This is a genomic window from Aquitalea sp. FG25, assembly GCF_057809375.1.
This window is the reverse complement of sequence record NZ_JBMDJV010000028.1, coordinates 1-13,230: the sequence shown is the minus strand read 5'-3', so window position 1 is coordinate 13,230 and position 13,230 is coordinate 1. Positions and strand designations below refer to the sequence as shown.

Below are 13,230 nucleotides of genomic sequence, written 5' to 3'. Positions count from 1 at the left end.
GCGAATATCTGCCGCTTTGAGCTGCGATGCCCCACCGGGCATCTGGTTCTGCATGCTGTCATTCCATCTTTGCAAGACATCCCCCAACAGGAGATAACCTTATGGACAAGACAATCAAGGCTGCCATGGAAGGCCTGCTGCGTGTCGCCACCGGCGAAACCCCGCATATCCGCCGTGCCAACTGCCCGGAAAACGGCTCTGATGACCGCCAGCAGGATTGCCCGGCCTGCCAGGCCATTGAACGTGCCGAAAAGCTGCTGCACCCGCAATGGGGTGCAGACAAATCGCAGCTGCTGGAAACGGTGATCCGCCGCCTGGATATCGGTTGAGCCGACGCTGCCGGCTTGTGCCGGACCAACACAGCCAGCAACACAAAAGGGTTACAGCGCAGATGGCTGTAACCCTTTGTTCATGGCTGCCCCCTGGGTATCAGGCTGGCTGGCCGCCCAAAACCTGCATCATCTGGCCCACTTCGGCCAGCAGCCACTCTCGCAGCTGCTGATATTCCTGACGATGGTGGGCATTGCGGTGGGTAATCAGGTAATGATGCCGGTCATTGAACACGATGGATTCATTTACCGGGCGCAACAGCTGCCCCTGGCTGACCTGACGGTGCACCAGATGGTGCCAGCCCAGCAAGGTCCCCTCCCCGGCTTCCGCCAGGGCCACCAGCAGGCGGTAGTCATTGCTTTCCAGATAATTGTCTTCGCTGACCCGGTCTGAATCGTCGCCCTTCTGGAACCAGTTGCGCCACACGCGCCAGTCCACATGCTCGCATACCTGCGTACGCCCCAGCGGCGACAGATGCAGCGAAGGATGAGCCAGCAAATCCAGCGGCTTGATTTTCTTGCCATGAAAGTGCTGCTCGAAAAACGCCGGGCTGCATACCGGGTACACCACATCGTGGAACAGCGGCTCCACTTCGTATTCCGGTTCGCGCGGCGGGTTCTTGGTGATGATGACATCCGGCTCCATCAGGTCGTCCAGCTCCATAAACTGGTCGGTCACCGTCACGTGCAGCCGGATGCCCGGATGCAGGCGGCGAAACGCTGCCAGCCGTGGTGATAACCACAGCGCCGAGAAGGTGTGCGATACGCAGAGGGTCAAGGCATGCTTTTCTGTACGCCGTACCGCTTCAGCCGCCTCGGCGATATTCATGATGGACAGGTAGGAGGCATTGTAGAGAATGCGTCCGGCATCGGTCAGGGCGATATGCCGACCGGTGCGCTGGAACAGTGCCACGTCCAGCGAGTCTTCCAGTTCCTTGATCTGCTTGCTGATGGCCGCCTGAGTGACGCACAGCACTTCAGCTGCCTGGGTGAAGCTTTCATAGCGTGCAGCAGTGACAAAACAACGCAAGGCTCGCAAGGAGGGCATCTGCGCCAGTAAACGGTCGGTAAACAACTGCCTTTTCTGCATGGATGCAACCTCTGCCTGCTTTTCATACCCGGCCCGGCTCGTTCTTGCAGCAGCATCACCCGTCGGTGACCGCTGCCGACAAGCGGAAGGCCGCAGGTACACAGCAGGCAAGGCCGGGCAAACATGCCCGACCCTGTCTGCGAGTGCGCGGAATCAATCCAGCTTGAGCCAGGTTGTTTTCAGTTCACAATACTGGTCGTGAGCATAGACGGATTTGTCGCGGCCACCAAATCCGCTTTGGCCGAAACCGCCAAACGGAGTACTCAGATCACCCTCGCCAAAGCAGTTAACCGTCACCGTACCGGCGCGGATGCGTGCGGCCACTTTATGTGTGCTGTTGACATTGTCAGTCCACAGCGATGCCGCCAGGCCGTAGCAGGTATCGTTGGCAATGCGGATGGCTTCTTCCACGTCCTGATATTCGATCACGCAGAGCACCGGGCCGAATACTTCTTCGCGGGCAATGCGCATGGCCGGACTGACCCCATCAAAAATGGTGGGTTCGACAAACCAGCCACCGCTTTCGGTCAGGATGGCATGGCCGCCGCACACCAGATGCGCGCCTTCGGCCTGGGCCACGGCGATATGATCCAGCACTTTCTGGTAATGCTTCTGTTCGATCAGCGCGCCCAGCTTGACTTCGGGGTCCAGCGGATTGCCGGTTTTCCAGGTGGCCAGTACTGACTGGATCTTGTCCAGCAGCGCTTGCTTGAGGCCAGATGGCACCAGCAGCCGCGACCCGGCACTACAGTTTTCACCCATATTCCAGAACGCCGCAGCCACGGAGCTCTCGGCCACCGCATCCAGATTGCTGACATCCGGCAGCACCAGTTGCGGGTTCTTGCCACCGCACTCCAGCACCACGCGCTTGAGATTGGTATCGGCGGAGTAGCGCAAAAAGCGCTTTCCGGTTTCGGTGGAGCCGGTAAAGGCAATCAGGTCCACATCCGGGTGGCAGCCCAGCGCCTGGCCAGCACCGCTGCCAAAGCCCGTCACCACGCTGAGCACCCCGGCAGGCACACCAGCTTCCAGCGCCAGTTCGGCCATGCGCAGCGTGGACAAGGAGGTTTGCTCAGCCGGTTTGACCACCACGCTATTGCCCACCGACAGTGCCGGGCCGATTTTCCACGCCAGCATCAGCGCCGGGAAGTTCCACGGCAGTACCGCGCCCACCACGCCAATAGCCTCGCGGGTAATCATCGACACCACGCCGGAGCCGGATGGCGACAGCGCGTCGTAGCGCTTGTCGGTCACTTCGGCATGCCAGCGGATGCAGGCGGCGGATTCCGGGATATCCAGTCCCATGCACTCGGCAATCGGCTTGCCTGCTTCCAGCGCCTCCAGCAGCGCCAGTTCTTCGGCATGCTCATCAATCAGCTGCGCCAGCCGCAGCAGCACCGCCTTGCGCTGGGCGGGTGCGGCCTTGGCCCACACACCGCTGTAAAACGCCGCGCGTGCCGCCTTGACCGCCCGGTCCACATCGGCGGCATCGCAGCAGGCCACACGGGTCAGCAGCTGACCGGTAGCCGGATTCAAGGTATTAAAGGTTGCGCCGGATTCCGCCGCGCTGCGCTGACCGTCGATAAAGGCGCGGCCGTCCAGCGTCAGTGCCGCAGCCTGTTGTTGCCATTCCTGATAGCTCTTCATCTCTGTTTATCCTTTTATTGGGTGTGTCAAAGTTCGGTGCCGGCGGCCAGTTCCTTGGCCCAGATCGCGCTGGAAACAGCAATGTCCATCAATGGGCGTGGCGGCAAGGGGCGCGGCAGCGGTATGGCCTGCACCTGGCGCAGCAGGCTGCTGTCCTGGCCCAGGGCAAATTCGGCAATCAGCTTGCCAGAGGTGGAACCCCGGCTTAGCCCCAGCCCGTTGCAGCCGATGGCCTGGTAAATGCCCTTTTCCCGCAGACCAAACAACACGCCGTTATTGGCCGACAAACACAGCGCCCCGCCCCAGGTGTATTGCAGCTCCACCTCCGGCAGCATGGGAAAGCGCCGGGCAAAAGAGCGCTGGTGCAGCCGCTTGGCCCGCGCCAGGTCGGCCGCACTGACACTGACGCCGGGCCGGAAGGCAAAATGATTGCGCACGCAGATGCGGTTGGTGCTCAGCCTGCGTACCGTCGTGCCCATCGGGTCGGCCGGAATCAGCGCCCAGGAGGCTTGCCCACCCAGTTGCTGTACTTCCTGTGGCGTCATCACCCGCGACAGCGAGGCAAAGGTGTACACCGGCAGCAGGCCGTTATGCTGCAGGCCGAAGCTGGCAGCGTAGGCATTGGTACACAGGATGATGCGACGGGCACGAATCTGCCCGCCATCCAGCCGCAGCACATGGCCATCGGCCTGGCTGCTGATATCGCGTACCGGGCTGAGTTCGTACACCTGCACATTGGCTGGCATGCTGGCCGCCAGCCCGCGCATCAATGCGGCCGGCTGTACGGTGCTGCAACCGGGGGTAAAAATGGCCTGCAGGTAAAAACCGGAGCCAGTTACCCGGCCAATGGCTGCCGCATCCAGCCATTCAAAACGCTCGCTGATGCGTGCCAGCCCATCGGCAAAATGCTTGAGCGCGGCCTCGCCCTTGCGGCTGACGGCGGCATGAAACTTGCCGTCATCACGCCAGTCGCAGGCGATGCCATGTTGCTGCACCACGCTGCGTACATAATCGATGCCGTGGCGCTGGAAGCGGACGTCCGCCTGGTCTGCCTCCACGCTGCGCGAATAGCTTTCACTGCTGATGTCATGTGGCAGGTCGACAAAGAAACCGGAGTTGCGCCCGGCAGTGGAACGTCCGATCCGGTCGGCCTCCAGCAAGGCGATCGCAGCATCCGGTGCCAGTTCGGCCAGACGGCGCGCCGCACACAGCCCGGTAATGCCACCACCAATCACCACCCAATCGTACTGCGTGCCGCTGACCACCTGCCGCACTGGGGCGGCAGGTGGCAGGCTTTCCCACCAGCCATTCTCACCATCCGGCGTGGGGAAACGGGCGAATTCCAGTTTTTCCGCCATGATGCTTATCTCTGCTGAATCATCGGGGTAACCAGGGCGGCAAAGGCCTCGCGCTCGGCCTGGTTGAGCGTGCCCAGCGGCGCACGTGCTACGCCGACTGCCTTGCCAGCCAGTTCGCAGCCATAGCGCACGTACTGGATGAACTTGCCACTACGCTCCAACAGTTCCAGCACCGGCAGCAATTGCGCCATCAGCTGGCGGCCACGCTGGAAATCGCCCTGTTTGACGCAGGCGTCCAGCAATGCCACGTGGGCTTCAGGCAGGAAGTTGGAGGCACCGCACACCCAGCTGCGGCAACCCCAGGCAAAGAATTCCAGCGCCTGATCGTCCATGCCGCAGCTCAGTACCAGCGTGTCCTTGAAATGGGTGGACAGGTGATGCAGATGGCCGATATCGCCAGTGCTTTCTTTCATGGCCTGGAAATTTGGCCGTTGCAGCAGGGTTTCCAGGATTTCATCGCCAATGGCGGTGCCGGTACGGGCCGGGAAGTTGTACAGCATGATGGGCAGGTCCAGCGCATCATCCACCCGCAACAGGTGCTGCAGCAGTTCTTCCTGCGTGGGTTGGGCATAGTACGGTGCCGCCACCAGCAGGGCCGACATGCCAGCGGCCTTGGCGGCCTGCCCCAGACGGATGACTTCGCTGGTGGTGGTGGCATTGATGCCCGCCGTCAGCCAGCTCTTGCCGCCAACTGCCTCGGCCACGGTGTTGAAGGTGCGCACCCGCTCGTCAAAGCGCAGTGCATAGTATTCGCCGGTGGTACCGCCCACGCCCAGACCGTCCACCTTGGAGGCCAGGTCAGTTGCGTGCTCGGCCAGCAGGCCGTGGTTGATTTCGCCATCCGGCAGAAAAGGGGTAACCAGGGGGGTGTGTACGCCTTCAAAACGCATTTCATTTCTCCTTGTGATTCCACCTGAGCCGGGCCTTACAGCAAGGCCGGCAGTACGGTGGAGGCATGCAAAAGACAACAGCAGCCCTGCCCGCCATGCAGATGAAGGGAGGTAGCTGCGTCCGGACCGGCAGGCCCGGCGCATCAGTCAGATATGGATTTCACTCATGGGGTAGATGGGAAACTGGCAACACAGCGCGCGCAGCTTGCTGCGCACCAGCCGCTCGACCTGCTCGTCCCCATCCGGACACGCTGGCAGGCTGTGCAGAACCTCCAGAATCAACTCGCCCAACAGCTCAAACTGGGCTGTGCCAAAACCACGGCTGGTACCGGCCGCCGTAGACAGGCAAATACCGGCCTCTGCCGCCGGCTGCCCACTGGCATCCATGCCGAACAAGCTGCAGGAAATTCCGGCACGCACCAGCGAACGCTCGGCGGCCAGCACACGGCTGTCCTTGCCAGACAGCAACAACAGCAGCAGATGATTGTCGCTGCCGCCGCTGAGCAGGGTGGCACCGCCCGCCTGCAATACCCGCGCCAGCGCCTGGGCATTGCGCAGCATTTGCTGGATGTAACGGGAAAACTCTGGCCGCAGCGCCTCGCCAAATGCCACCGCCTTGCCCGCAATCACGTGCATCAACGGGCTGCTTTGGCGGCTAGGAAACACGGCGGCATCGGTCTTGGCCGCCAGCTCGGCCCGGTTGCTCAGGATGACGCCGCCACGCGGCCCGCGCAGGGTACGGTGGGTGGGCAGAATGACCAGATCAGCCTGCGGCAGCGGATTGGGATGCACACCCGCAGCGGCTAGACCGGCGATATGGGTCATGTCCACCACCAGCATGGCACCAGCTTCATCGGCAATCTCGCGAAAGCGCGGCAAGTCCAACTGACGGGGATAGGCCGACCCACCCGCCACCAGCACCGCAGGCTGGTGCTGCAAGGCCAGTGTGCGGATGGCGGCGTAATTGAGCAGGCCAGTGCCAGGTGCACAGCCGTAATGCACGGTGTCATGCCACTTGCCCGGCAGAATGGCCGCCTCGCCCTTGTCTGGCAGCATGCGCAGCACGGTCTGGCCAGGCTGTACATGCGCCAGCATGGCGGCATGACTGGCATGCGAGCCAGAATGCGGCAGCACATTGGCGTAGTTGGCATCAAACAGGGCTTTTACCCGGTCCTCGGCCAGCGACACCACCCGGTCCAGATGTTCGCACCCCGGATAGTCACGCGGCATGGCATGGCTTTCGCTGCCCCGGCTGGCCAACACTGTGCCCTGCACTTCCAGCACGGCGGCGGAGACCAGGTTTTCCGATGCCAGCATTTCCACCTGCATTTGCTGGCGGCGCAGTTCCAGCGCCACTTCCGAGGCGATGACCGGGTCTCGACTCAGCAGCGGTTCGGCAAAGAAGCGCGAAATTTCATTCATGGACACACTCCACAGGGTGACGCCAACCGCGCCCGTCCTCACATCACGTGGCGGCCTGCCGCTGACAGCAGGCGTTGCCCGTCCTGGCTTACTGTTGCAGCCAGACTTTCAGTTTTTCCGGATGGCTGTCGACAAATTTCATCGCAGCGGTGGCGTAGTCATTGGTGCTGTTGCCTTCCAGCTCAATGGCTTCCACGTCAGCCAGCGTCAGCTTGAAGTGCTTCATGAACACATTGGCACGCGGGAACTTGCCAGCGAAGGCTTTGGAAGCAAAGGCGTGAATCTGCTCCTCGCCACCCAACGTGCCTTTCGGGTCTTTCAGGTAGCGGACTTTCCATTTCTGGAACAACCAGTGCGGGCTCCATACCGTAGCCACAATCCACTGCTTGCTCTGATAGGCACGCGATACCCCGGCCAGCATGCCGGCCTCGCTGGAAGACTGCAGGTTGTAACCGGCCAGGTTGTAGTCCTTGATAGTTTTTTCCGATGCCTGCATCAGGCCACCACCCGGCTCAATGCCCTGGATGATGCCGTTAAGCTTGCTCTTGACCGCAGGCTTGTTGAGGTCGGCAATGCTGGATACTTCGGATTCCGGCACATAGGCAGGCACTACCCAGCCATTCTTGCCGCCGGTGTAGATGATGCCCACGTCGTCCAGATTGTCCTTGTACTTGGCGTAGTAAGTGCCGTGGGTTACCGGCAGCCAGCCGCCCACCATCAGGTCAAGGTCGCCACGCGCCACGCCCTGGTACTGGATGCCGATGGCCGCCTGGACAAACTCCACCGGCTGCTTGAGCTTGGCTTCCATCACGTACTTGGCCACATTGGCCACTGCCAGCACGTCGGCCCAGTTGGTTACGGCAATCTTGACCGGCTCGGCAGCAGATGCCACAGGCGCAGCACTGACACCAACGGCCACCACCATGGATACCAGCAACTTGCCTGCCATCGATTGGGAAAAATGCTTTTTCATCGTGTTTCTCCTTTGTCACCGCTTTGGTTTTTTGAATCGCGCTGGCCTCTATACCGCGCGTTTACCACCCCGCAGGCCAGCCAGATGGCCACATCCTGCTTGCACCACTTGGAGCCGCGCTTCATCAGCCCTGTACTGCCTTGCTGCTTGCCGGTTTACTGGCACGCACGGTTTTGGGTTTCTTTTTGGCTTTCATGCCAAAGCTCTCGGTCAGACGGTCCAGCACGATGGCCAGCAGCACCACACCCAGGCCACCTTCAAAGCCGATGCCGATATCCAGCCGCTGGATGCCGCTGAGTACGTATTCGCCCAGCCCACCGGCACCAATCATCGAGGCCACCACCACCATGGACAGCGCCATCATGATGGTTTGGTTCACCCCGGCCATGATGGACGGCAGGGCATTGGGCAGCTGGATCTTCCACAGCAGTTGCAGCTCGGTGCTGCCAAAGGCACGCCCGGCTTCCATCAGCTCCTCACGCACCTGGCGGATGCCCAGCGTGGTCAGCCGTACCACCGGCGGCATGGAGAACACGATGGTGGCCATCACGGCGGGCACCCGCCCCAGGCCAAACAGGATGACTGCGGGGATCAGGTAAACGAAGGCCGGCATGGTCTGCATGAAGTCCAGCAAGGAGCGCAGCACCATTTCCACCCGGTTGTTGCGCGCGCCCCAGATGCCCAGCGGTACCCCCAGTGCCAGACTGAAACAGGTGGCGGCAATCACCAGCGCCAGCGTGGCGGCGGTTTGCGTCCACAAGCCCATAAAGTGGATGGCCTGCATGGCACAGCCAACGAAAATGGCAAACACCACGCCACGCCGCCACAGGGCCACCGCCACCAGTGCCACCAGCACCAGCATGAAGGGCAGCGCCAGCATCGTGTCTTCCAGCAACTTGACTACCGCCCCCAGGCTGGCGGAAAAGGCATCGAACACACCGCGAAAGTGCAGGAAGAGATAATTGACGAAATCTTCGGCAAACTTGCCGATTCCGGAAGAGTTCATGACTGTCTGCGCTCCATCACTTGTTTCAGAATGTTGCGGCAGGACACCACGCCCGCCAGCTTGCCCATGCCGTCCAGCACCGGCACATCGTGTTCCTGCTCCAGCGCAATGGCGGCCAGCTGGTTCAAGTTGGCGTCCAGCGTCACCGTGCGCACATTGCCCAGCAAGGCATCCGCTACGGCTGCGTCGCCAGCCTGATGCAGCGAGGCCGGGGTGACACAGCCCAGATAACGGCCCGCCTCATCGCAGACATAGCCACACTCGGCACCGCTGTCGATCAGGCGGTTAAGCTGCTTGGCGGCCGGACTGGCCAAGCTACAGTGGGTCTGGGCCGGGCCTGCCGGGCTGAGCATGCTGGAGGCCTTTAGGAAGCGGGAGATGTCGACATTGCGGAAGAAATCGCGCACATAGTCGTCAGCAGGGGACTGGATCAGCTCGGCAGGTGTGCCCACCTGGATCAGGCTGCCATCTTTCATGATGCCGATACGGCCACCAATCTTGATGGCCTCTTCAATATCGTGAGAGATAAACACGATGGTGCGCTGCTCTTCTTTTTGCAGGCGCAGCAGCTCGTTCTGCATTTCAGAGCGGATCAGCGGGTCCAGTGCGGAAAAAGCCTCATCCATCAGCAATACCGACGGGTTCACCGCCAGGGCGCGCGCCAGGCCCACCCGCTGCTGCATGCCACCGGACAGTTCGCTGGGCAGAAACTTCTCGTAGGAACCCAAGCCCACCCGCACCAGCACCTTGCGCGCTACTTCATAACGCTCGGCCTTGGGGATGCCGGCCACTTCCAGACCGTAGGCGATGTTGTCCAGCACCGTGCGGTTGGGCAGCAGGGCAAAGGACTGGAACACCATGGCCATTTTCTTGCGGCGCACTTCACGCAGTTCCAGCGTGGACATCGGCGCGATATCACGCCCTTCCAGAATCACCTGCCCCGAAGTGGGTTCGATCAGGCGGTTGAGCAAGCGCACCAGGGTGGACTTGCCAGAACCGGACAGCCCCATGATGACGAAGATTTCACCCGCCCGGACACTGAGACTGACGTTGTTGACCGCCACCATATTGCCGGTTTGTTCCAGCACCTCGTTGCGACCCATGCCCTGCTTGAGCAATGCGGCAGCACGCTCGGGCTTGGGGCCGAAAATCTTGGACAGGTTTTTAACCGTCAGGATATCGCTACCATAGGTGCTTTGCGGTGGAGCCAGCTGTGTCACCGCACCAGGAGCAACGGCTTCTTTCAGTGTGTATGCCATATTTGGGGTCATTCTTTATCCCAACTTGCAAGTTCAAGAAATCGAAGCCCCCAGGCCTTACCCACTGCCAACAACATGTATATCCGGGGCTTCATTCAGCATCGGCTAGCAGGCCGGTTTATCGTGCAATGCAACAAATATCGCAGGGCAAAATAATTCGACATCCGCAGCCGCATTAGCACCACATCCGATTTACCTAGCGGGTCGTCGTCATCTGTGTGTAACGCTTGCCAACAAGCCTACCAATTCTGTCCATCACCTCCAGTTACATTTTCTGTACCCTTTCACCTACTTTTGGTAATGCATCGGTAATGTGCAGATTCCGCCGCAGCGCACCATTTCAACACGACAAAATAAATAATCATTCAAAAACAACATGTTAATAAAACACATGGCGTATAAACTGTCGTGTAAGCCCTAGTTCAATGTCGTTAGCGGAAAAGAAAAAGCACCAGAAAGGCGCTTGCACACAACTTGACTGGCAAAGGCGGCATTGCAATGATCTGCCTGAATCCTCTGCGCTGCGCAGTGCTGGATTTATTGCATATTCAAAATAAAAACCATGCCGTAATAAATTGAAAAGCAGCTACAGACAAGGCGCTGCAATATGATTACTTTCACGTGATGATAAATTGAATGCCCTTGCAATTGACCCGGCATTCAACTGCGATCCCGCTTATAAACGGACATTAAAATGAACCAGCCTGCCCACCGCGATCTTCAGCCCGTGCAACGTCCTTTGTCAGTCGGGTTTATTCTGGCACCGGAATTTACCCTGAGTGCCTTTTCCAATTTTGTTGACGTGTTGCGCCTGGCGGCCGATGAAGGCGATTTCAGCCGGCAAATCCGCTGCAAATGGAAAATACTCAGTCATGACAGCCGGCCCATCCTGTCCAGCAGCGGGCTGGAAGTCATCCCGACCGCAGGCCTGGAAGACCCGCAACATTTCGACTACATCGTGGTGGTAGGCGGCTTGCTGCATGCCGGCAGAAAAATCTCTCCACAGCTTGCTGCCTATCTGAAACAGGCCGACGAGGCGGGTGTCACCCTGATTGGTGTCTGCACCGGCAGCTTCATTCTGGCGCGCGCCGGGTTGATGCATGGCTACCACAGCTGCGTAAGCTGGTTTCATTACCACCATTTTGAACAGGAATTCCCCAAGCATCCGGTCAGCTCGGACGAGCTGTTCAATATCGATGGCAAACGCATGACCTGTGCCGGTGGTGCCGGGGTGATGCATCTGGCCGCACACCTGATTGAAAAGCACTGCGGCAAATTTGAAGCGGCGCAGGCACTGCGCATCATGCTGGAGGAAATGCCACTGCCCGCCTCCACACCCCAGCCGCACGCGGTGATTACTGACAAAGTAAACAACCGCAGCGTGCGCAAGGCCGTGCAGCTGATTGAACGCAATATCAGCAACCCGCTAACCGTGGACGACATCGCCCAGAAAGTGAATGTCAGCATCCGCCATCTAGAACGACTGTTTCATGCCGAACTGGGCATGACACCACGCAGTTACTCCGCCAAGCTACGGCTCGATCACGCCCGGCACCTGATCCTGAATACCGACCACCGCATCTCCTTCATCGTGTTTGAATGTGGCTTTGTCGATTGCTCCCATTTTTCCAGGCGCTTCAAACTGGAATTCGGCCTGACACCAACCGAAATGCGCATCAAGCGCAGCACCAGCAAGAAATTCCAGAACCAGGCAGCATGAGCCTGCTGGCTTTCCCTCCTACACAGCGCGTGCCTGCCAGCGCACGCTGTATGCATTGCGACTCCGGGTCTGTGTTTACCTTGCACAATCCGCCGCTCGCATAAGATGATGTAATGCCAACGTAAAAATAAGCCGCATTGACGCTAGATCTGGCCGCTTCAATACGCAATAAAACGGATGCCGATCAACCCCAGATCGCGCAGGCAAAAGCAATACCCGACTAAGCCCAAGCCATTTCGACAGCGCTCAGCGCAGCAGTGGCAACCGTGGGCTGGACTTCACTTCCTTGCGGGTACGATTTGACAAGATGGTGCGGACAGCAGAAATCATGCGCAGCAACGCCACAAACTGACGGTCGTTCCCCGGATAGCCAGCAAACACCAGCGGCCAGGATGCATCACGCACAAAATCAGTACGCCAGTTGACACTCTTCCGCCGAACTGCCAACCTTCCGGCTCCCATTTATTTGCCCTTCCCCACCATGAAAATCACCCAAAACGCTGCAGTTACCCTGCTGATGAAAGTGACTGATAGCCAGGGCCAGGTTTACGACGACGGCAAGCACCCGGTCTCCTACCTGCACGGCGATTACGACAATCTGTTTGCCAAGCTGGAAGCCGCACTGGAAGGCCAGGAAGCCGGCTTTCAAACCACGCTGGAACTCGCAACGGAAGACACCTTTGGCGAACGCGATGAAGCCCTGGTCACCACCATGCCCAAGGCCGAATTCCCACCCGGCATCAAGGTAGGTGGCCAGATCCGCCGCACCGGCCCGGATGGCGAGCCGCGTTATTTCTTTGTCACCAAGATCAAGGGCCCTACCGTCCTGCTGGACGGCAATCATCCGCTATGCGGCAAAACCCTACGTTTTGCACTCAAAGTCGTGGACGTGCGTGAGGCGACAGCCGAAGAAATTGCCCACCAGCATGTGCATGGCGAACACGGACACCAGCACTGACTAAAGGCAACTGCCCGCCAGATGCCACAAAGCCCTCCCCGACCGGGAGGGCTTTTTTCTGTCCGCAGACTTACTCTTGGCGATCAGGCTGAGAAAGATTGCGTAGTCGCCATACTGCTCGCCCTGCTTAGAGGACGTGACGATTGTGGCAGGAGGCGTAAGAATGTGGCAGAAAAATCCTGCCACAGCAAAAAAAAGGGGCTAGCTTTGCGCTAACCCCTTAATTTGAATGGTGCCGGTAAGAGGAGTCGAACCCCCGACCTTCGCATTACGAATGCGCTGCTCTACCAACTGAGCTATACCGGCAAACCAACTTGGTAAAAAAGCCTTGAGTCTCTGTGAAGAAATTCAAGGCTTTTTTGAATCTGGTCGGAGTGAGAGGATTCGAACCTCCGGCCTCTACGTCCCGAACGTAGCGCTCTACCAGGCTAAGCTACACTCCGATTTGTTTCTCGCAGTCTTAAATCGCGAGAGGTGCAATTTAACCTTAATTCCGGTTTTTTGCAATACTTTTTGCAGAAATTCTGGTCGGAGTGAGAGGATTCGAACCTCCGGCCTCTACGTCCCGAACGTAGCGC

Annotated in this window: 12 protein-coding genes and 2 tRNA genes; 3 read left to right on the top strand and 11 right to left on the bottom strand. The window is 59.3% G+C overall.

Annotated elements, in window-relative coordinates:
• The first annotated feature begins 101 nt into the window (after positions 1-101).
• The gene (locus ACODR9_RS20370) at positions 102-329 is read left to right on the top strand and encodes a hypothetical protein (protein ID WP_488811777.1); all 228 of its coding nucleotides are present in this window, start codon (positions 102-104) and stop codon (positions 327-329) included.
• A gap of 100 nt (positions 330-429) precedes the next feature.
• Here ACODR9_RS20370 and ACODR9_RS20365 read toward each other — a convergent pair whose 3' ends face one another.
• From ACODR9_RS20365 to ACODR9_RS20330, 8 genes are all read right to left on the bottom strand, one after another.
• A complete protein-coding gene (locus ACODR9_RS20365) occupies positions 430-1,419 on the bottom strand; it encodes a LysR substrate-binding domain-containing protein (protein WP_488811775.1) in 990 nt (329 codons plus the stop codon).
• A gap of 153 nt (positions 1,420-1,572) precedes the next feature.
• Complete coding sequence (locus ACODR9_RS20360; protein WP_488811773.1) at positions 1,573-3,066, bottom strand: aldehyde dehydrogenase; 1,494 nt, start codon at positions 3,064-3,066, stop codon at positions 1,573-1,575.
• Positions 3,067-3,092: 26 nt separating this feature from the next.
• Entirely contained in the window at positions 3,093-4,424 is a 1,332-nt protein-coding gene (locus tag ACODR9_RS20355) for an NAD(P)/FAD-dependent oxidoreductase (protein ID WP_488811771.1), read from the bottom strand.
• A 5-nt stretch (positions 4,425-4,429) separates the two neighbouring features.
• The gene (locus ACODR9_RS20350) at positions 4,430-5,314 is read right to left on the bottom strand and encodes a dihydrodipicolinate synthase family protein (protein WP_488811769.1); all 885 of its coding nucleotides are present in this window, start codon (positions 5,312-5,314) and stop codon (positions 4,430-4,432) included.
• A gap of 147 nt (positions 5,315-5,461) precedes the next feature.
• Complete coding sequence (locus ACODR9_RS20345; RefSeq protein WP_488811767.1) at positions 5,462-6,736, bottom strand: serine hydroxymethyltransferase; 1,275 nt, start codon at positions 6,734-6,736, stop codon at positions 5,462-5,464.
• An 88-nt stretch (positions 6,737-6,824) separates the two neighbouring features.
• Positions 6,825-7,709 carry a glycine betaine ABC transporter substrate-binding protein gene (locus ACODR9_RS20340; protein WP_488811765.1) on the bottom strand — a complete coding sequence of 295 codons (885 nt, stop codon included), beginning with the start codon at positions 7,707-7,709 and terminating at the stop codon, positions 6,825-6,827.
• A gap of 124 nt (positions 7,710-7,833) precedes the next feature.
• Positions 7,834-8,715, bottom strand: coding sequence for an ABC transporter permease (locus tag ACODR9_RS20335; RefSeq protein WP_488811763.1), 882 nt, complete (start codon positions 8,713-8,715; stop codon positions 7,834-7,836).
• A complete protein-coding gene (locus tag ACODR9_RS20330) occupies positions 8,712-9,974 on the bottom strand; it encodes a quaternary amine ABC transporter ATP-binding protein (RefSeq protein ID WP_488811761.1) in 1,263 nt (420 codons plus the stop codon). The genes ACODR9_RS20335 and ACODR9_RS20330 overlap by 4 nt, the downstream gene beginning before the upstream one ends.
• 694 nt (positions 9,975-10,668) lie before the next feature.
• Here ACODR9_RS20330 and ACODR9_RS20325 point away from each other — a divergent pair.
• Positions 10,669-11,694: a GlxA family transcriptional regulator gene (locus tag ACODR9_RS20325; RefSeq protein WP_488811759.1), complete on the top strand. Its 1,026-nt coding sequence runs from the start codon at positions 10,669-10,671 to the stop codon at positions 11,692-11,694.
• Between the two features lie 246 nt (positions 11,695-11,940).
• Here ACODR9_RS20325 and ACODR9_RS20320 read toward each other — a convergent pair whose 3' ends face one another.
• Positions 11,941-12,141: a hypothetical protein gene (locus tag ACODR9_RS20320; protein WP_488811757.1), complete on the bottom strand. Its 201-nt coding sequence runs from the start codon at positions 12,139-12,141 to the stop codon at positions 11,941-11,943.
• Positions 12,142-12,175: 34 nt separating this feature from the next.
• Between ACODR9_RS20320 and ACODR9_RS20315 the strand changes: the two genes are divergently transcribed.
• Entirely contained in the window at positions 12,176-12,652 is a 477-nt protein-coding gene (locus tag ACODR9_RS20315; protein WP_488811755.1) for an FKBP-type peptidyl-prolyl cis-trans isomerase, read from the top strand.
• 230 nt (positions 12,653-12,882) lie between these two features.
• Here ACODR9_RS20315 and ACODR9_RS20310 read toward each other — a convergent pair.
• Both ACODR9_RS20310 and ACODR9_RS20305 read right to left on the bottom strand, forming a co-directional pair.
• A tRNA-Thr gene (locus ACODR9_RS20310) sits at positions 12,883-12,958 on the bottom strand.
• Positions 12,959-13,018: 60 nt separating this feature from the next.
• Positions 13,019-13,095, bottom strand: a tRNA-Pro gene (locus tag ACODR9_RS20305).
• Positions 13,096-13,230 lie beyond the last annotated feature (135 nt).